The 20,511-nt window shown below is 38.6% G+C and carries 18 protein-coding genes and 2 tRNA genes; 13 read left to right on the forward strand and 7 right to left on the reverse strand.

The annotated features are described in order from the left end of the window. Positions 1–9 precede the first annotated feature (9 nt). Positions 10–1,500 (forward strand): tryptophan halogenase family protein, encoded by a 1,491-nt coding sequence (locus J8L86_RS17835; RefSeq protein WP_211031197.1) that lies wholly within the window; start codon positions 10–12, stop codon positions 1,498–1,500. A gap of 135 nt (positions 1,501–1,635) precedes the next feature. Next, positions 1,636–2,484 (forward strand): ThuA domain-containing protein, encoded by an 849-nt coding sequence (locus J8L86_RS17840; RefSeq protein WP_211031198.1) that lies wholly within the window; start codon positions 1,636–1,638, stop codon positions 2,482–2,484. Between the two features lie 8 nt (positions 2,485–2,492). Here the strand turns inward: J8L86_RS17840 and J8L86_RS17845 are convergent, their stop codons facing one another. Then, positions 2,493–3,545, reverse strand: coding sequence for an SMP-30/gluconolactonase/LRE family protein (locus J8L86_RS17845; RefSeq protein WP_082972165.1), 1,053 nt, complete (start codon positions 3,543–3,545; stop codon positions 2,493–2,495). Positions 3,546–3,834: 289 nt separating this feature from the next. Here J8L86_RS17845 and J8L86_RS17850 point away from each other — a divergent pair, with 289 nt between their 5' ends. Then, positions 3,835–4,935 carry an endo-1,4-beta-xylanase gene (locus tag J8L86_RS17850; protein ID WP_348772663.1) on the forward strand — a complete coding sequence of 367 codons (1,101 nt, stop codon included), beginning with the start codon at positions 3,835–3,837 and terminating at the stop codon, positions 4,933–4,935. Positions 4,936–5,493: 558 nt separating this feature from the next. Continuing rightward, positions 5,494–8,430, forward strand: coding sequence for an endo-1,4-beta-xylanase (locus tag J8L86_RS17855; protein WP_211031199.1), 2,937 nt, complete (start codon positions 5,494–5,496; stop codon positions 8,428–8,430). Between the two features lie 99 nt (positions 8,431–8,529). On the opposite strand, the gene J8L86_RS17860 is transcribed toward J8L86_RS17855, so the two are convergent. From J8L86_RS17860 to J8L86_RS17870, 3 genes are all read right to left on the reverse strand, one after another. Then, a tRNA-Val gene (locus tag J8L86_RS17860) sits at positions 8,530–8,606 on the reverse strand. A 15-nt stretch (positions 8,607–8,621) separates the two neighbouring features. Beyond that, a tRNA-Val gene (locus J8L86_RS17865) sits at positions 8,622–8,698 on the reverse strand. A gap of 209 nt (positions 8,699–8,907) precedes the next feature. After that, a complete protein-coding gene (locus tag J8L86_RS17870) occupies positions 8,908–10,278 on the reverse strand; it encodes an MATE family efflux transporter (protein ID WP_211031200.1) in 1,371 nt (456 codons plus the stop codon). A gap of 30 nt (positions 10,279–10,308) precedes the next feature. Between J8L86_RS17870 and J8L86_RS17875 the strand changes: the two genes are divergently transcribed. After that, on the forward strand, positions 10,309–10,923 hold the full coding sequence (locus J8L86_RS17875) for a riboflavin synthase (protein ID WP_065108098.1): 615 nt from the start codon (positions 10,309–10,311) through the stop codon (positions 10,921–10,923). Positions 10,924–10,986: 63 nt separating this feature from the next. On the opposite strand, the gene J8L86_RS17880 is transcribed toward J8L86_RS17875, so the two are convergent. Then, on the reverse strand, positions 10,987–11,187 hold the full coding sequence (locus J8L86_RS17880; protein WP_055023952.1) for a CPXCG motif-containing cysteine-rich protein: 201 nt from the start codon (positions 11,185–11,187) through the stop codon (positions 10,987–10,989). A gap of 360 nt (positions 11,188–11,547) precedes the next feature. Between J8L86_RS17880 and thrS the strand changes: the two genes are divergently transcribed. From thrS to J8L86_RS17905, 5 genes are all read left to right on the forward strand, one after another. After that, positions 11,548–13,476 carry a threonine--tRNA ligase gene (gene thrS / locus J8L86_RS17885; RefSeq protein WP_211031201.1) on the forward strand — a complete coding sequence of 643 codons (1,929 nt, stop codon included), beginning with the start codon at positions 11,548–11,550 and terminating at the stop codon, positions 13,474–13,476. A 3-nt stretch (positions 13,477–13,479) separates the two neighbouring features. Then, complete coding sequence (gene infC / locus J8L86_RS17890; protein WP_080915702.1) at positions 13,480–14,022, forward strand: translation initiation factor IF-3; 543 nt, start codon at positions 13,480–13,482, stop codon at positions 14,020–14,022. Positions 14,023–14,110: 88 nt separating this feature from the next. Further along, positions 14,111–14,305, forward strand: coding sequence for a 50S ribosomal protein L35 (rpmI, locus tag J8L86_RS17895; RefSeq protein WP_055023949.1), 195 nt, complete (start codon positions 14,111–14,113; stop codon positions 14,303–14,305). A gap of 18 nt (positions 14,306–14,323) precedes the next feature. Then, positions 14,324–14,683, forward strand: coding sequence for a 50S ribosomal protein L20 (gene rplT / locus J8L86_RS17900; RefSeq protein ID WP_012325107.1), 360 nt, complete (start codon positions 14,324–14,326; stop codon positions 14,681–14,683). Between the two features lie 122 nt (positions 14,684–14,805). Next, positions 14,806–15,360: a GNAT family N-acetyltransferase gene (locus tag J8L86_RS17905; protein ID WP_211031202.1), complete on the forward strand. Its 555-nt coding sequence runs from the start codon at positions 14,806–14,808 to the stop codon at positions 15,358–15,360. A gap of 28 nt (positions 15,361–15,388) precedes the next feature. On the opposite strand, the gene trxB is transcribed toward J8L86_RS17905, so the two are convergent. Together trxB and msrA are read right to left on the reverse strand one after the other, a co-directional pair. Further along, positions 15,389–16,342, reverse strand: a complete 954-nt coding sequence (trxB, locus tag J8L86_RS17910) for a thioredoxin-disulfide reductase (protein ID WP_055023947.1) — start codon at positions 16,340–16,342, stop codon at positions 15,389–15,391. A 169-nt stretch (positions 16,343–16,511) separates the two neighbouring features. Then, the gene (msrA, locus tag J8L86_RS17915) at positions 16,512–16,991 is read right to left on the reverse strand and encodes a peptide-methionine (S)-S-oxide reductase MsrA (protein ID WP_211031203.1); all 480 of its coding nucleotides are present in this window, start codon (positions 16,989–16,991) and stop codon (positions 16,512–16,514) included. Positions 16,992–17,162: 171 nt separating this feature from the next. On the opposite strand from msrA, the gene astE reads away from it, so the two are divergent. The 3 genes from astE (at position 17,163) to J8L86_RS17930 (ending at position 20,503) form a co-directional block, all read left to right on the forward strand. Continuing rightward, the gene (gene astE / locus J8L86_RS17920; protein ID WP_211031204.1) at positions 17,163–18,194 is read left to right on the forward strand and encodes a succinylglutamate desuccinylase; all 1,032 of its coding nucleotides are present in this window, start codon (positions 17,163–17,165) and stop codon (positions 18,192–18,194) included. Between the two features lie 150 nt (positions 18,195–18,344). Next, positions 18,345–19,523: a thiamine pyrophosphate-dependent dehydrogenase E1 component subunit alpha gene (locus J8L86_RS17925; protein ID WP_055023944.1), complete on the forward strand. Its 1,179-nt coding sequence runs from the start codon at positions 18,345–18,347 to the stop codon at positions 19,521–19,523. 2 nt (positions 19,524–19,525) lie between these two features. Then, on the forward strand, positions 19,526–20,503 hold the full coding sequence (locus tag J8L86_RS17930) for a transketolase C-terminal domain-containing protein (RefSeq protein ID WP_065108094.1): 978 nt from the start codon (positions 19,526–19,528) through the stop codon (positions 20,501–20,503). The last annotated feature ends 8 nt before the right edge of the window (positions 20,504–20,511 follow it).

Below are 20,511 nucleotides of genomic sequence, written 5' to 3' on the forward strand. Positions count from 1 at the left end.
GGGATTACCATGTCCAATAAAATTAAAAATGTAGTTATAGCTGGTGGCGGAACAGCAGGTTGGATGGCTGCTGCGGCTTTCTCAAAATTATTAGGAAAGCATATTTCAGTCACTTTAATTGAATCTGATAACATTCCTACCGTTGGTGTTGGTGAAGCGACAATCCCCACGCTTCATTTATTTCATGACCTGTTAAAAATTAAAGAGTCAGATTTTATGGCGGCAACGAATGCGACTTTCAAGCTTGGGATTTCTTTTGAGAATTGGAAACAAGTGAATGAAGATTATATGCATTCGTTTGGCTATATTGGCCAAAGTTGCTGGGCTGCTGGTTTCCAACATTTTTGGCTCAAAGGTTATCAACAGGGGATAGCGAGTGAAATTGGTGACTATTGCCCGGAACATTTAGCCAGTCGATTAGGTAAATTCGCCGCTTTACCTAATCAAGACCGCAACCATGCTTTTCATACCGATGCCGGTTTATATGCAAAGTTTTTACGTGCCATTTCTGAACAACATGGTGCCAAACGGATTGAAGGTACAATTTCGAAAGTTAACCTTAATCATTCAAACGGTTTTATAAAATCGCTGACCTTAGCAGATGGTCAACAGATCAACGGCGATTTATTTATTGATTGCACAGGATTTAAAGGATTACTCATTGAAGAAGCACTTCATACTGGTTACGAAGATTGGCGTCACTGGTTACCTTGTGATAGCGCTATTGCTGTGCAAACAAGGCAAACTAAACCGTTAGTCCCGTACACACGCTCAATAGCGCATCCATCGGGTTGGCAATGGCAAATACCACTTCAAAATAGAATGGGTAATGGCTTAGTGTTTTGTAGTAAATACATGACAGACCAGCAAGCAATAGAGCTGCTGCTTGAAAACATTGAAGGTGACAAACTTAATGAACCTAGAGTGCTGAAGTTTAAAACTGGTACTCGCCGTAAACACTGGAACAAAAACTGTGTAGCAATTGGTCTTGCTAGTGGCTTTATTGAGCCACTAGAGTCCACGAGTATTCATTTAATTCAACAAAGTGTCGTTAGATTGATGCAAAGCTTACCTTCTACAGAAATGGAACCAGCTGTAGTTGATGATTTTAATCGAAAGATGCGACTTGAAATCGAAAATGTTCGCGACTTTATTGTGCTGCACTATCATGTAACTCAGCGAGATGACAGTGAGTTTTGGCGCTATTGTAAATCGATGGAAATACCAAAAAGCTTACAAGATAGAATTGATTTGTTTGTACAAAGTGCACAAGTATATAAAACAGATCAAGAATTATTTGGCGAAGCGTCATGGTTACAAGTGATGATTGGTCAAGGACTCATGCCCAAAGAATATCATCCAATCGTCGATAACATGTCTGACGAGGAGTTAGCTGGTTTTCTAAACACCATAAAATCAACAATTCAGAGAAGGGTAAACAGCTTACCTAACCATGTAGATTTTATTCAAAATTATTGCCGCTCTGCTGAAATGAGGTAAGTTAATTTTAAACTTCTGCCATTTGTTATTTAACGTGGCTTTGAATAATAAAGTAGGGCTAAATTTTTGTAAGCTTGCTAGTAGCTGATAGTTAACTGCTAACTTTTCAGATAATTCTATTAGGAATAACAGATTATGATCAGTAAAAATTATCAGTTAACTCGTGTTTTCGTATCTAGTTTTTATCAATCAAAATTACTTGGTTTTTTGCTTCTATTATTTATTTCAGCTTGGTGTTGTACGATTAAACAAGTTAATGCAACGGGGTTTGATACGTTGCCTAAAAAGCAATTTAACGTATTGGTTTTTAGTAAAACTTCTGGTTGGCATCATAAATCTATATTAAATGGAGTGAAGGCAATAGAAGAATTGGCCGAGAAACATTTCTTTAATGTTATCTGGCATCAGGAAGCACATTATATTAATACCCAGTACCTTGCAGATGTTGATGTGGTTATTTTCTTGGCCACAAGTGGCGACATTTTAAATGAAAAGCAAAAGCAAGCACTCGAAACATATGTTCAAAGCGGTAAAGGTTTTGTAGGTATTCACAGCGCTGCTGATACAGAATACAGTTGGGAGTGGTACCAAAAATTAATTGGCCATACATTTATCATTCATCCAACAGTGCAAACTGCGCTCGTTAATAAAACTGCCATTGATTTTGTCGGATCTGAACAATTACCTGCTTCTTTTTGGTTTACAGACGAGTGGTACGACTTTAGTGAGGCCAATACACCGTCTTTGCAATACTTATTAACTGTGGACGAGCAGACTTATCAAACGCAATCTGATTGGGGAGTCAAACAGGGTGATGGGATGGGAGATTTTCACCCCATTGCGTGGTTTCAATATTATGATGGTGGTCGCTCTTTTTATACAGGCTTAGGTCATCTGGGGGCAGTGTATCAAGACCCGTTGTTTTTAGCCCATTTATACGGGGGCATTTATTGGGCGGCAACAGGTCTTGGTTATCGTCAGTAAAGTGTTCTTTAACCAGGAACTTTTGTTGTCAGTTGGAATAGCCCATTACCCGTTGTAATGAGCAGTGTTTTCATATCTTTTCCACCAAAAGCAACATTAGTCAATTTGGGTGCAATGAACACTGACTGAATCAAATTTCCTTTTTTATTATAAATTTTTATAAAACCCTCGTTATGACTTGTAGCATATAAATTGCCAGCACAATCAATAGCCATTCCATCTGGTGTATCTATGCTAATTTTCTGCGTAATTTCTGCTATTGTTTTATCCGCTGTTAAGCGATAAACATATATATGATGCGAGTAATCCCCGATATAAATATGCTTTTCATCCTTTGATAAAGCGATTCCATTAGGTTTATTAAGTGACTTATTAATAAGCTGGACATGACCCTGCTTGTTTAAAGTATAAACACCAGTAAAAGGAGTTTCCTGCTCTCGTGGCCCTAGCTGCCAATCAGGATCAGTAAAATACAGTATTTCATCTTTATCCATGACGGCATCATTAGGAGAATTAAAATGTTGGCCTTGAAATTGGTTTGTAATGACGTGTTGATTTAATGACGACAAATTCATCTTGCTGATACCACGGTTAGCATGATCAAGCAGGTATAACTCATTACCTTTAGCGTATAACCCATTCGTACCAACATCATTGATTAGTTTATTGACACCGTCTTGATGACTCCATGTATAAATTGTTGAAATAGGTCCTGATGTCTGAGGCCCGTCAAAATCCATTTCTGAAAAATAAAACTGTTGTTTTACTGATGACCAGGTTGGTCCTTCGAGAAATCCAAGATCTTTAGTAATTAATGTTGGTGTGGGATTAACAGGTAAAGGTGGAATATCTGAATAACATTGCGCTTTTGTATCTATCGCAACATTTACCTTGTTATTCGAATGAGAGTTGATAGCCCTTGTATCACTTGAGCTTTCAATAAATTCTTGTTGAGTGGCCTTATTAGGCTGAACAGGGTTAGCGAAAACAGGAGAAGTAAAATAAAAGATCATGCTAAAAAGCAAAACCATATTTATGAAACGAAGATGTTTGCTGCCCATTTGATCCTTTTCCCAATATTCCCTATTAACGATTGCTTAACATCATAATTACCTCGCACCTAATAGTCAAATTGACACATAGGTGCGTCGTTATATATGCTTAAAAATGTGAGGATAATTAAATCACTCATGAGGAAAAGCTAATTACAAAAGGAGGGGTAAATTGAATAGTCAAAGGTGTTCCAAGGGAAAAAGATACAAGAATATTACCAGTTCACTATACGGAGTTTATCTTAAGCCAATAATTATTTGTATTTTTACAAGTCTGTGTTTCTTTTCAGCGTATACAGTGGCGAATAATGAACAAACCAAAACTTTAGAGACTTTAAAAAGTCACTATAATGGCCACTTTAAAGTTGGAGTTGCGATAAATGAATCAATTATCAACGGTAATTCGCCTAAATTAACCGATATTGTAACGACTCAGTTCAACAGCATAACGTTAGAAAATGCCATGAAAGCAGAGGTTGTTAATCCTACTCGTTCATATTATGACTTCACTGAAGCTGACAATTTTGTTGAGTTCGGTTTACAACATAAGATGTTCATTATTGGGCATACATTAGTTTGGCATAACCAAACACCTGATTGGTTTTTCTTACAACCTGACAACTCAGCAAATTCTTCTGAGCAGCAATTAGACAGAATGAAACAGCACATTAAACTTGTTGCAGGAAGATATGCTGGCAAAGTCGATGCATGGGATGTTGTTAATGAAGTGATTGGTGAGGATGGATATTATCGCCAAACGAATTGGGTTAAGGCCGTGGGTGATGGGGATAAACTTGTGAAATATGCATATCAGTTTGCAGCTGTATATGCACCCGATACAGAACTATATTACAACGATTTTAATGCATGGAGGCCAAATAAACGTGATGGCATCATCCGAATGGTCAAGTTACTACAGGATGAAGGCATTAGAATTGATGGTATCGGTATTCAAGCCCATTGGGGACTTAATTATCCTGAAATTGAGCAAATTGAAGCGGCAATTGATGCATATGCAGCGCTCGGGTTAAAGGTAATGATTACAGAATTAGATATAGACGTACTACCATTTACCAAGCATGGGCAAGTCATTGGACAGGCTTTCTCGCACCCACAATTTCAACTGTCAGAGTTTAAAGCATATTTAGACCCATATCGTGATGGTTTACCTGATTCTGTTCAAGTGCAACTTACTAAAAGATATCAGGCTTTGTTCGAATTGTTTTACCGTAAGAAGGATAAAATTGACCGAGTCACGTTTTGGGGAGTACATGACACGATGTCTTGGAAAAATGATTATCCTATTCCACAAAGAACTAACTATCCATTGTTATGGAATCGCGATTTAAGCTATAAACCTGCTCTAACTTTAATCTTGAACATACCGAAAATTCAATAACGGGCTAAATCTAGTATTGTGTAGCTAGTTCTAAGTTACGCAATATTTGATCAAACAATATTTTTAGTAACTATCTGAATTATTGTGAATAGATACATGACAACTGATTTATAAGTTGACCCAAAATCGCCAACAAATGATCTAAATTTTATCCTTGAAGCCTTTTGCAATGGGCATCAAGGGTATCTTTCAAAAATGATTGTTTATTGAAACAACGTTAAGTGAATTTATCTGTTTAAAAAAACACATCAGAAAAAATAAACAAATAAACTTTATTAAGTCCAAATTGCCATCATTTAATTTTACTTAACATCAAGTAATGCCTTTATTTGCCAATAATTTAGTAAACCAAATTGCTTATCATTTGTGTGTATTACCCGTATCGGTATTGTGCTCTTTAAAATAGATAGATTAAAAATTCATCTTGTTGTCAAAAAGACCACATGTTAGTTTTTTGTTATTCGGTTTAAAAAGCAGTCACTGAATAAGAGCTAAAACAATCAAAAAATCATTTGGGCTTTCTTTGCCTTAAAACTGAATCTATTTAAGGATTAGTTAATGAACAAGCATGTAAAAAACGCTGGGTTATGCGCGTTAGTATTAGCCACGTTAACAATAAATATTGCGGAGGCTGCTCCGCAAAAAAAATCGGATTGGAAAAAGTTTAATTTTTTCAGCCATGTCGAAACTCTTGCAGATGCAAGTAAAAAAGCACGTAAAAAAGTGGGGACGGCACCAAGTTATGGTGTCATGGCTTCAGGTGAAGAAGATTATTTATCACTACTTGCATCTGAGTTTAACTATATTACTCCGGAGAACGTAGCAAAGTGGGGACCTTTGCAACCTGTTAGCGCTAATGAATGGGATTTTAGTGCTTTTGATTCCATGTTGGCGGTTACCCAAGACAACAAACAAAAAGTTAAAGGGCACGCATTAGTTTGGCACAGACAGGCACCAAATTTTGTCAATGACCAAGTTGATGCAGCAACGCTAGCACAAATGATTGATAATCATATCACCACCACAATGCAATATTATGCAGGTGAAATTTATGCTTGGGATGTTGTTAATGAGGTTATGGGTGATGATGCTAACTATAGACAATCTGTTTTTTACAAAAAATTAGGAAAATCTTATATTGCTGATGCCTATATTTCAGCAAGGGCTGCTGATCCAAGAGCGAAATTATTTTACAACGATTATGGTATTGATTCCATCAATGCTAAATCAGATGCCGTTTATACCATGATGGCTGAATTAATTGCTGATGGTGTACCTATTGATGGAATAGGGTTTCAAATGCACCTAGATGCCGCTTCTGCACCTAGTACTGAAGAGATGACTGCAAATTTACAACGTTTTGCGGATCTTGGCTTATCAGTCAACATTAGTGAGATTGACGTTAGAATATCTTCACTTCCTTGGGACGATGTCACCAATCTAGCGATACAACAACAAGTTTATCATCGTGCTGTGAATGCATGTATGAATGTACGTCAATGTGATGCGTTTACGATTTGGGGATTCACTGACAAATACACCTGGATTGATGGAGAGTTTGGTGAAGATGATCCACTCATCTATGATGATGAATATCAACGTAAACCGGCATATTTTGGTGTTGTAGATGGTTTATTAAGAATTGAAGCTGATGAAGCAGGGCAACTACCCAATTTAATCGCTAACGGTAATTTAGAAATCGGCCTTGATGGCTGGTCGACCTGGGCTGGTGAACTTAAGCGAACCGCTTTTTTTGCAAAAAATGGCCGTGGTGGATTAAGAGTTAAGAACCGTACTGAAAATTGGCATGGTGCAGTTTACGATATCAGTGAAGTAATAAAACCCGCTCAAGAGTACGATACCAGTGTTTGGACTCGCGTACTAGCACGAAATCAACAAGTATCATTAAGTTTAATGACACAGTGTGATAGTGAAGGTGCGATATACCAATCCTTAGATACAGTCTCTCCTCGACTTTTTCGTTGGTCTCAAATTACGGCAAGCTTTACAACACCTGATTGCGATTCATTAACGGCATCTTTATATATAGAAGGCCCACAAGCAGGTATAGACTTATTTGTTGATGGCTTAACCCTGAGACCTAAACGCTTAGTGCCAAATACTGAAGGATTTGGGCCTAATCTAATTGATAATAGTGATTTTGAGCAGGTTAATCATGAATGGTTTCCATTTGGTGATCCTGTCTTAACAATAACAACTGATAATGCCTATTCGGGGTCGCAAAGCCTGCTTGCTGTCGACAGAACAGAAACCTGGCAGGGACCTGCATTAGATCTAACCAACATAGTAACAGCGGGTAATTCATATCAGTTATTTGCACAGAGTTTAATTTCAGCCTCTCAAGCCACCGTAAAAGCGACTATTCGAGTAACTTGTCCTGCTGGAGATCAATATATTGGTGTAGGAGGGACGACAGTCAGCAATACTGAGTGGCGATTACTTGGCGGCTTAGTCACTATTCCTAATTGTAACTTCATTGAAGCTGTATTGTATTTTGAAGGGCCATCCCCTGAGGCAAATATATACTTAGATGACGTGGTATTACATGAAGCCATCACGCAACCCATTAACGAGGTTATACAATATAGTGATTTTGAAAATGGTCTTGATAGCTGGAGTGCGTGGGGCGGAGATTTACAAGTTACTTCAGCGCAGGCATATCAGGGGACTCAAAGTGCATTATTATCTAATAGAACTGGCACATGGCAAGGACCGTTAATTGACTTATTATCACGTGTTCAAGCGGGTCAATTGATTAATATTAATGGATATACACGCATTGAAGGTATTGAATCTAATCCTGTTAACATTACAGTTAAAACACTCTGTGTTGGTGAAACAGAGCAATATCAACAATTAGCCAGTGTTCAAGCAACTAATGATGGTTGGACAGCTATAAATGGTTCGTTAACCTTACCAAATTGCCAATTGGAAGAGGTATTTGTTTACTTTGATGGACCTGTTGTTGATGCAAATATTTATCTAGATGAAGTGACTATCAGTACAGAATTGGTTGAAGACCCAAATAATCTCATCACAAACCCTCATTTTGAACAGGATACACAAGGTTGGGTAACATGGGGAGATGCAAATATTAGCCAAACTGATATCGATGCTCATTCAGGAAATTTTAGTGCATTGGTTCAAAATAGGACTGCAGAATGGCAGGGCGCCGTATATGATTTATTACCTACGGCAACAGCTGGTCAGACTTATCAAATCACAGCTTGGTCTAAAATCAGCAGCATGAGCACTATTGAACACAATATCTCTATTACGGTTAAATCACGTTGTGAAGGTGACAGTGAACTGTATAAAGGCGTAGGTGCTGGATTGATCAATAATCTTGATTGGCAACAAGTCACCGGTGAATTAGTGATACCAGAATGTACATTAGCGGAGTTATTTATGTATTTTGATGGATTACCTATAGGAGTGGATTACTTATTAGATGACGTATCTGTTAATCCATAACTAACATTTTTATCTCCCCCAACAAAACACCATTGATTATTGATGGTGTTTTTTTTGAGGTACAAAAAAACCAGCTTTCGCTGGTTTAAAAGTTAAAGATGGTACAACTGAGTGGATTCGAACCACCGACCCCCACCATGTCAAGGTGGTGCTCTAACCAGCTGAGCTACAGTTGTATAATATCTTTTAAATGGTACAACTGAGTGGATTCGAACCACCGACCCCCACCATGTCAAGGTGGTGCTCTAACCAGCTGAGCTACAGTTGTATCGTTTAAAGACTACATATCATGTAATCTTTGGAACGAGCGATATATTACGGTATACGTCGCTTGATGCAAGTAAAAAAACAAAAAAATTGTTTGAATGGTGAATTGCTGTTCAAATTGAATCTTATTACAGCACAAAGGCTAAGATTTATTTAATTTCCTCTGCAAAACTAAGATTTTATTTGGTTAATTCAAATCCATAGTCGCTATTAACTGCGTTCTTCAATGACTGCTTTCAATTTCCCAGATTTTTGTATGTACCTTAGACGCAGGGCAAATAATAATGCAGCACTAGTTAGGCCTGCAATAAGACCAATCCAAAAACCGTGTGCTCCCATGGCAGGTACAATGATATCGGTTCTTGCTAATAAGTAACCTAACGTCATTCCGATAGCCCAATAAGACACAAGGGTAATATAAAAGGCACTTTGAGTATCTTTATAACCACGTAATGCACCTGCAGCAACTACTTGGATTGAGTCAGATAGCTGATACAGTGCCGCTAGGAACATTAAGCTACCAGCTAACGCGACCACTTCAGGATTGTTATTATACAGTAGGGCAATTTGGGTTTTAAATAACACTGTAATCACGGCCGTAATGACGGCTAATGAAAAAGCAATGAATAACCCTATCTTAGTAACTAAGTTAGATATGTCGAGTTTGTCTTGTCCTAAGTAATAACCCACGCGGATAGACACTGCAATACCAATAGATAATGGCAACATAAATACGATAGATGAAAAATTTAGCGCTATCTGATGTCCAGCGACAACAGTTGCACCTAGTGGAGCTAACAATAATGCTATGACGGCAAATAAACTGACTTCAAAAAATAATGCCATTGCGATCGGCATACCATGCTTCAACATTTCCCAAATGGTTTTCCAGTTAGGTTTATTAAGCCGTTTAAAAGGTTCGATTTCGGCGAATTTTTGATGAAATTGCATGTAAATCATCATAGCAATCATCATGGCCCAAAATACGAGTGCTGTTGCAATACCACAACCTGCGCCGCCCATCGCCGGAACACCAAAATGTCCATAAATAAAAATATAATTAGCAGGAATATTCACAGCTAAACCAACAAAGCCGATGATCATAGTCGGTAGTGTATAGGAAATACCTTCAGAGCAACCTCTAAGTATCTGATACAAAATAAACGCTGGAACACCCCACATAAATCCATGTAAATATCCAGCACTTAACTCAGCAAGTTCTGGTTCTAATTCCATCATGTCGAAAATAGTTTGCGCAAATGAGAGGAACAGCAACACACCCAGACTACCAATTATGGCAATATAGAACGCTTGTGACATGAGAGGTTGAATCGCTTTAGGATTATTTGCACCATGATGATGGGCAAATACAGGCGTAAATGCGAGAATAAGTCCTTGCACAAATAACAGTGCTGGTAACCAAAGACTAGTACCAATAGCAACCGCTGCCATATCAACAGCACTAACTCGACCTGCCATTACAGTGTCAATAAAGCCCATCATGGTTTGTGTAACTTGGGCAATTAAAACGGGCAAAGCTAATTGGATTAACTTTTTGGCTTGAAAGCCTGTGTGATTCATTAAGAAACCTTATAACTAACGAGTGAAAATATGTTTACTGGTATCGTTCAAGCCACTTGTGAAGTGGTTTCAATTATAGAGCAAAGTGGTTTAAAAACATTTGAAGTTAATATTCCAGAAGAACTACAACAAGGACTTGAGACAGGTGCAAGTGTTGCCAATAATGGAGTTTGTTTGACTGTCACTAAACTTGAGAATAATAGTGTTTATTTCGATGTAATGGAAGAGACCTTACAAGTGACAAACCTGAATTTTGTTGAGCCAGGTAACAAAGTTAATATTGAGCGCTCATTAACGTTCGGTAAAGAGATTGGCGGACATATTTTGTCTGGTCACGTACACACAATGGCAGAAGTGACAGAAATTAGTCAAACGGATAAACATTACAACATAACACTTACTGTACCTGCACGGTGGATGGACTATATTTTTTATAAAGGATTTATAGGTGTTAATGGTTGTAGTTTAACCGTTGGTGAATTAAGTGATAACAGCTTTAAGCTGCACTTGATCCCTGAAACATTAAAATTGACTAATTTGAGTGATATTACTATTGGCGAGCGAATCAATATAGAAATCGATAGCCAAACTCAAGTTATTGTCGACACTGTAGAACGTATATTAGCTAAAAAAGCGCTAGGTTAGTCTAACCAAAACGATGAGCTTCCTTCATCGTATAGTGTTACACCAAGCACTAGCGTTTATTATTTAATATAGTTGCTCATCATCGGTATCTATAAATAGTTGAATGGTGCGATTGGCATCATTCACTAATAAGGTCATGTGAATTGGGTTACAGCATACTCTGCAATCGTCATAATATTCTTGATCTCCGCAACTCGTATCTATATGAACATGCTGATTATGTCCACAATGTGGGCAACTGATCACTCTGCTGACTAAATTCATAACATACTCCTTTATATAGCTTCAACATTGTCCGAAACCTGTGTAATTGGGTCAAAATTACACTTTACGATTAAATTATAGTTGAGTGTTAAAGTAAGGATATAAAATCTTAGTATGGGATTATCTATCAGCATTTTTCTGTATTGATCATCTATTATGCTGTTCATATCAATTAATTTATCGATAACAAGCTCTATTACTCCGCATTACTTGATTGCAAAAGGGCTTTTCAATTAGAATGCAAACTCATGCCGCTATTAACTCAGGCTCCTGTAATGTCTGTAGTTTGGTGGCATTTCTTTTTTATTTATTATTACCAAGTGGCCCTACGTGTGGGTCACCACTGGATAAGGAAATACAATGCCTATTATTACATTGCCTGATGGCAGCAAACGCGAGTTTGCAGATTCTGTATCAACATTAGATGTCGCAGCCGACATTGGTCCTGGTTTAGCTAAAGCTTGTATTGCTGGCCGCATTAATGGCGAGCTAGTAGACGCTTGTGACTTGATCACAACAGACTCAGAATTGTCTATCATTACGGCTAAAGACGAAGAAGGTGTTGAAATCCTTCGCCATTCTTGTGCGCATTTATTAGGGCATGCTATTAAGCAAATGTGGCCTGAAACCAAAATGGCGATTGGTCCTGTTATCGATAACGGTTTTTACTACGACATCGATTTAGACCACAAGCTAACGCAAGAAGATATTGATGCGCTTGAAAAGCGTATGTTGGCATTAGCAAAAACAAATTATAGTGTTGTTAAGAAAGTTGTTTCTTGGCAAGAAGCTCGTGACACTTTTGAGTCGCGTGGCGAAGAATACAAAATTGCAATTCTTGATGAAAATATTAGCAAGGATTCAACACCTGCTTTATATCACCATGAAGAATATACTGACATGTGTCGTGGTCCGCATGTGCCAAACATGAAATTCTGTCATCACTTTAAATTAATGAGTGTTGCAGGTGCATACTGGCGCGGTAACTCTGATAACAAGATGTTGCAGCGTGTTTATGGTACAGCTTGGGCTGACAAAAAAGCATTAAAAGTGCATTTGAACCGACTTGAAGAAGCGGCAAAACGTGATCACCGTAAAATTGGTAAGCAACTTGATCTATACCATATGCAAGAAGAAGCACCAGGTATGGTGTTCTGGCATAACGACGGTTGGAGTTTATATCTAGAGCTTGAGAAGTTTATTCGTCAAAAGCTAGGCCAATATACTTACCAAGAAGTTAAAGGTCCGTTGATGATGGATCGTAACTTATGGGAACGTTCAGGCCACTGGGACAAATATGCTGACGCGATGTTTACCACAAACAGTGAAAATCGTGAGTATGCGATTAAACCAATGAACTGTCCTGGTCACGTTCAAATCTTTAATCAAGGACTAAAATCTTACCGCGACTTACCATTGAAAATGGCTGAGTTTGGTTGTTGTCACCGTAATGAACCATCTGGTTCACTTCACGGCTTAATGCGCGTACGTGGCTTTACCCAAGATGATGCACATGTTTTCTGTACTGATGAGCAAGTACAAGAGCAGGTAAGTGAATGTATCCAAATGGTTTACGATACTTATGGTAGCTTTGGCTTCAACAATATCGTTGTTAAATTATCGACACGCCCAGAAAAGCGTATCGGTGATGATGATATGTGGGATAGAGCAGAAGAGGCACTTAAGCAAGCTTTAGATGCAAATAACATTGAATTTGAAGTGTTACCAGGTGAAGGTGCATTCTACGGCCCGAAAATCGAATTTACATTACATGACTGCTTAGACCGTGCTTGGCAGTGTGGTACTGTCCAATTAGATTACGCATTACCAGCGCGTCTTGGTGCAACTTACGTTGCTGAAGATAACACTCGCCAGACACCTGTTATGATCCATAGAGCTATTTTAGGGTCTCTTGAACGTTTCTTAGGTATTCTTATTGAAGAATATGCAGGTAAATTCCCAACATGGCTCGCACCTGTGCAAGTAATTGTTATGAATATTACTGATAAACAGTCTGATTATGTTGACGAAATTGTTAAAACTTTCAAAGAAAGTGGCATTCGTGCATCTAAAGACTTGAGGAATGAGAAAATAGGCTTTAAAATACGTGAACATACGCTTAAGCGTGTACCTTATTTATTGGTCGTAGGCGATCAAGAAATGGAAAATAAGGAAGTTGCGGTAAGAACACGTGACGGTATCGATTTAGGTAAGATGAAAATCAATGATTTCGCTGCCAAGATACAAGAACAAATTTCTAGCCGTAGTCTATTATTGTTGGAGGAATAGGTCATAAAGATCAAGAGAGCAGCAGGGCGACAGCCAGCCCCTAATCGTATTAACGATGAAATCACTGGCGTACCAGAAGTTCGTTTATCGGATATCAATGGTGAGGCAGTTGGAATCGTTAGTATTTCACAGGCACAGGAATTAGCTGACGAAGCAGGTGTAGACCTAGTTGAAATCAGCCCTAATGCTGAGCCACCTGTCTGTCGCATAATGGACTACGGTAAGTTCCTTTTTGATAAAGCGAAAGCACAAAAGGAACAAAAGAAGAAGCAGAAACAGGTCCAGCTGAAGGAAATAAAATTCCGTCCTGGCACTGATGAAAACGACTATCAGGTAAAACTACGCAACCTGATTCGTTTTCTTGAAGATGGGGACAAAGCGAAAATTACGCTGCGTTTCCGTGGTCGCGAAATGGCACACCAAAGCCTAGGTATGGATCTTTTGAACCGTATCAAAGGTGATTTGGAAACATATGCTGTAGTTGAATCTTTCCCTAAAATGGAAGGTCGACAAGCAGTTATGGTCCTCGCACCTAAAAAGAAATAGTAGGGCAACCCACTAAAAAGTAGCAAAGTCCTTTTGAGGGTTTTGCTCGCCTTACGTTTTATTAATGTCCCAATGCGGAGTTTTAGCAATGCCTAAAATGAAAACAGATAAGGGTGTTCAAAAGCGCTTCAGAAAAACCGCTAATGGTTTCAAGCGTAAACAAGCACACTTACGTCATATTTTGACAAAGAAGAGCACTAAGCGTAAACGTCACTTACGTGCTAAATGTTTAGTTGCAAAGTCTGATGTGCCAGCAATCGCACGTCAACTACCATACGCTTAATTAAAGGAGATATGAACAATGCCTAGAGTTAAGCGTGGTGTAACCGCTCGTGCTCGTCACAAGAAAGTACTTAAATTAGCCAAAGGTTATTACGGAGCTCGCTCACGTACTTACCGCGTTGCTGTTCAAGCAGTAACTAAAGCTGGTCAATATGCTTACCGTGACCGTCGTCAGAAGAAACGTCAATTCCGTCAACTTTGGATTGCACGTATCAATGCGGCTTCTCGTCAAAATGGTCTTTCTTATAGCCGTTTCATTAATGGCCTTAAAAAAGCATCAATCGAAATCGATCGTAAGATTTTGGCTGACATCGCTGTATTCGACAAAGTAGTTTTCACTACTTTAGTTGAAAAAGCAAAAGAAGCTTTAGCTAAGTAATTAGCTATTATGCTTAAAGAAGGAGCCTTCGGGTTCCTTTTTTTATGCCCAAAATTCTTATAGGATAGTAAAAACACCGAATAAAATGTTGTGTGAATACTTTAGAGAATAGGTGTACTTACATGGAACAGTTACACACAGAACGATTGCAAATCAGTTTAATGACACTCAACGATGGCGACTTGTTGTTTGAGTTAGATCAAGACCCTGCTGTGATGCAATACATAAACGGTGGCAAAGTCACTTCAGCGCAAGAAATAAAAGACATTTTTATTCCGAGGTTAGCTAAATACATCAACCCAGAACGAGGTTGGGGACTTTGGAAAGTATCGCTTAAAGAGCATCCTAGTTCTTTTCTTGGTTGGATACTCATTCGACCTATGCATTTCTTCACTCTGTCTCCTTCATATTCTGATTTAGAAATTGGCTGGCGTTTTAAACAATCAACATGGGGCAGAGGAATAGCGACTGAAAGTGCAAAAGCTGTGATGGAGCATTTGCTTGCAACTCAGCAAAATATAAAGCACTTTTCCGCCATTGCAGATGAAGAAAACCTAGCTTCAATTAATATAATGAAAAAACTGGGTATGAAATATATTGAAAAACTGTCGCATCCAGATGTGGAAGGCGATGTAGACGTTGTTTTATATTCAAAAGACACAAAAAAAGCCAACTAAATAGTTGGCTTTTTTCTATAATAGCAATTTATTTTTGAGCGTCTAAGAAACGTTCAGCATCTAACGCTGCCATACAACCAGAACCGGCCGATGTAATAGCTTGACGATAATGTTGATCCATAACGTCACCACAAGCATAAATACCTTCAATACTCGTTTGCGTAGCATTGCCTTGTAGTCCACTATTTACAGTAATATAACCATGATTCATGGTTAATTGACCATCAAAAATACCGGTATTTGGACTATGACCAATAGCAATAAATACACCCGCAACGTCTAAATCTGAAATCGCACCATCTTTAGTACTCTTCATCTTTAGACCCGTAACACCCATATTATCGCCAACAACTTCATCGAGAGTTTGATCTAAATGTAGAATAATGTTGCCACTCGCTACTTTATCCATTAATCGGTTGATTAAGATTTTTTCAGAGCGGAAACTATCTCTACGATGAATCAAATGAACTTCTGATGCGATATTACTTAAATATAGTGCTTCTTCAACGGCAGTATTACCACCGCCTACAACGGCCACTTTTTGATTTCGATAAAAGAATCCGTCACACGTTGCACAAGCAGACACACCACGTCCCATGAATGCCTCTTCAGAAGGCAAACCTAGATATTTAGCCGATGCACCTGTTGCGATAATTAAGGCATCACAAGTGAATTCACCATTGTCACCTTTCAATTTAAATGGGCGCTCACTGAAATCAACTTCGTTAATATGGTCGAAGATAATCTCTGTATCAAACTTCTCAGCATGCTGCTGCATTCTTTCCATTAATGCAGGGCCAGTAAGATCATTCGCGTCACCAGGCCAGTTTTCAACTTCAGTCGTTGTCGTAAGCTGTCCACCTTGTTGCATACCAGTGATCATAACTGGTTTTAAATTTGCGCGTGCAGCATAAACTGCAGCCGTGTAACCAGCAGGGCCAGAACCTAATATCAGTAGGTTAATATGACGTGCTTGACTCATTGTTGTATATCTCCGTATTCATATGCCTAAGCAATTTGAATGGATTGTAGGGAATTTAACGGGGCGGGTAAAGCGCAGTTCGGTCTAACTTATAGATTGCTTTAATCGACTATGTACACAAAAGACACCAAAGTGGTGCCTTTTTATACTTATTTTCAGCGCTTACTTGTTAAAACGAAATATGACAGCTCGGCAAGTCATTCTTTTCTAGATAATTTTGGTGGTATTCTTCAGCAATGTGGAACCGCTTTAATGGTACAATTTCTGTAACAATTTGACGGTTTCCCCATTTGCTACTGGCGATTAATTGTTGTTTTGCTGACTCAGCTATTTCTTTTTGTTGATCATCATGGAAAAAGATAGTGCTTCTATACTGAGATCCAATATCTTCGCCTTGTTGATTCAAGGTCGTCGGATTGTGATTTTGCCAAAAAACAGCGACTAAGGTTTCGTACGAGACGATTGTTTCGTCAAATTCAACTTGAACGACTTCGGCATGGCCAGTGTTGCCCGCTTTAACTTCAGCATAAGTTTGGTATTGATCATTCCCGCCCATATAACCGCATTTGGCATCTAAAACACCTTCTACTTGTTTAAAGAAGTATTCGACGCCCCAAAAACAGCCTGCACCAAATGTTGCTAATGTCATAGTTATACCCATAAAGAAGTCTAGATGGCTAAAAGTATATTTGTTCACAGCAGGAATGCAAGCAAAGATTTACATTTTGTTAAATGACACTTAACGTTAGCGTCCATTGAATGTGTTAGAATCAACACGATTATGAAACCTATTCGTTTAAACGTCTTTCAAGGAGTCTTTGTGTTTCAGCAATTAATGGACGATCATGACTTTCTCGCTTTTACTTTGGCCAATATTGATAAGCCTTTAAAAAGCCAAGCATTCACATTATCAAATCAAACAACAGTCACAATCTTAGATAATGGTGTAATCAGCTTTAGCCCCGCATCTGGCTCTACAAAGGATGTGGTTTTATCATGTGCCATTCATGGTAATGAAACCGCGCCTATAGAAATATGTAACAAACTCATCAGTGATTTACTTACCTGTAAAATAGAAACGCTGCATCGCGTTTTATTCATTATTGGTAACCCTGATTCTATATTGACTCAAACACGCTTTGTTGAAGAGAACATGAACCGTTTGTTTTCAGGTGCTCATTCAGATGGGGAAGGGCTGATAAATAAAGAGCGAGTGAGAGCTAAAGCGCTTGAACAATACGTCAGTGATTTTTTCAATGACAATGATAACTCGCAGCGTATTCATTACGATTTGCACACAGCTATCAAGCCTTCAAAGCATGAAAAGTTTGCGATATATCCCTACAGACCAGGCAGAGCATTCAGTGCAAAACAAATAATGTTTTTAGCAGGCTGCGATGTAGATACGATTTTGTTTCATCACGAACCCACAACAACATTTAGTTATTTTTCATCAGAGCAATTTAAAGCTGATGCGTTTACCGTTGAGCTAGGTAAAGTTATGCCATTTGGTGAAAATGATATGCATAAATTTGCAAATACCCACAAAATGTTAGCGGCGCTTATTACTCAAACAGAACCAGAATTAGCCGTATTCGATAGCAATAAACTCAACTTGTATAAAGTATCACGTTCAATCAATAAGCATTTTGATGATTTTGCTTTTTCATTTTCTAAGACGACTGAAAACTTTACTGGGTTTGAGCAAGGCCAGACTTTAGCAATTGAAAACAATCAACAGATAAAGGTTATAGAGCCCTACGAAGCTATCGTTTTTCCAAATGAAAATGTACCTGTCGGGCAACGCACGGTATTATGTTTAGTACCAGCGCCCAATGAAGATATTCAATAACTTGTAAAGTTAGATATACAAATTTTTTGCAAGGTTATTTACCAACAAGAAAGCACATTAGTTGATAGTAAGTTTACGTTAACGTAATGTGCTTTCGCATATAATAAATTAAGCTTTATTTTATAAGGCCTCAGATAACAAGAGCATAATATGAGCAACGCACCGCTGAATAATGAAACAGTGCATCGTGTCAGCTTCTTAGACAAAGCGTCATTGCACATCCCTATTTTAAAAATTCTGCAAGCAGACGGTACCACATATGAAAATGCGGTGATGCCTGTCATTGATCAAGCACTCGCTGAACGTATTTACGACACTTGTGTATTTACCCGTGTTTTAGACGAACGTATGTTAAGTGCGCAGCGTCAAGGTCGGATTAGTTTTTACATGACCTGTACTGGTGAAGAAGCCTCAATTATTGGTAGTACAGCTGCGCTTGATGATGGCGACGTAATACTTGCCCAGTACCGTGAGCATGCTTCTTTACGCTATCGTGGTTTCACCACAGAGCAGTTCATGAATCAAATGTTCAGTAATGAGAAAGATTTAGGCAAAGGACGTCAAATGCCTATTCATTACGGCAGTAATGAACTTAATTATCAAACCATCTCTTCACCTCTAGCGACGCAAATTCCGCAAGCAACAGGTGTTGCTCATGCATTCAAGTTACAAGGTAAACGTAACGTAGCAATTTGCTACTTTGGTGAAGGTGCAGCTTCAGAAGGTGATTTTCATGCTGGCTTAAATATGGCCGCAGTGCTTAAGTCTCCGACTATCTTTTTCTGCCGTAACAACGGTTATGCCATTTCTACTCCAACCGAAGAGCAATTTGCTGGTAATGGTATTGCGAGTCGTGGTGTTGGTTATGGTATGCACACTATTAGAGTTGATGGTAATGACATGCTTGCAGTATTAGCTGCAACACAACAAGCTAGAGCTTATGCTCTTGAACATAATGCACCAGTGTTGATTGAAGCGATGACATATCGTCTTGGTGCGCATTCATCATCGGATGATCCTTCAGGTTATCGCTCTAAAGAAGAAGAAGCCAAGTGGGAACAACATGATCCCGTAAAACGCTTTAAGCTTTGGATGATCAATAAAGATTGGTTAAACGAAAAAGATGACGCTGCTCAGTATGAACATTACCGAGAAGAAGTGTTAAACGCAGTAAAAGTCGCAGAGAAAGTGCCATTACCGCACCTTGACTCATTGATTACAGATGTATTGGATAAGCCAACGCCAGCCCTTGAAAAGCAATTGGCAGAGCTAAAACAACATATTAAGAAATATCCAAAGTCATATCCAAAAAGTGCAGGGAGAATTTAATCGTGGCTGAAATGAATATGTTACACGCCATCAACGATGCGTTATCAATCGCAATGACTGATGATGAGCGCATGGTAGTATTTGGCGAAGATGTTGGCCATTTTGGTGGCGTTTTCCGTGCAACTTCTGGTTTACAAGAAAAATTTGGTCGTGAACGTTGTTTCAATACACCGTTAACAGAACAAGGCATTGCAGGTTTTGCCAATGGTCTTGCCTCTAACGGCATGACAGCAGTTGCTGAAATTCAATTTGCTGATTACATTTTTCCAGCCTTTGATCAAATCGTGAATGAAACTGCCAAATTCAGATACCGCAGTGGCAATCAGTTTAATGTCGGTGGTTTAACCTTTAGAACACCTTACGGTGGTGGTATTGCAGGTGGTCATTATCATTCACAATCTCCTGAGGCTTACTTCACACAAACTCCAGGATTAAAGGTTGTAGTACCCCGTAACCCAGAACAAGCTAAAGGGTTATTGTTAGCATCAATTCGCGATCCTAACCCTGTTATCTTTTTTGAACCTAAACGTTTGTATCGTGCATCTGTTGGCGAAGTACCTGCTGGTGATTTTGTTATCGAACTCGGTAAAGCTGAAGTCGTTAAAGTAGGTAGCGATATAACCTTATTAGGTTGGGGCGCCCAGATGGAAATTTTAGAAAAAGCGGCCAAAATGGCAGAAAAAGACGGTATTTCTTGTGAAATTGTCGATTTACGTACTTTGTCTCCATGGGATGTTGATACCGTAGCTGCATCGGTTAAGAAAACAGGAAGACTTCTGATAAACCACGAAGCACCTTTAACAGGTGGTTTTGCTGGTGAAATTGCTGCGCAAATCCAACAAGAATGTTTTTTACACCTAGAGTCGCCAATCAGTCGTGTTTGTGGTCTTGATACACCATATCCTTTGATTCTTGAAAAAGAATACATGCCTGATGAGCTAAAAACTTATGAAGCTATTAAAGCCTCAGTCAATTTTTAGGAGCAAGA

It is taken from the genome of Shewanella sp. MMG014 (genome assembly GCF_018100775.1).
Classification (GTDB): Bacteria; Pseudomonadota; Gammaproteobacteria; order Enterobacterales; family Shewanellaceae; genus Shewanella; species Shewanella japonica.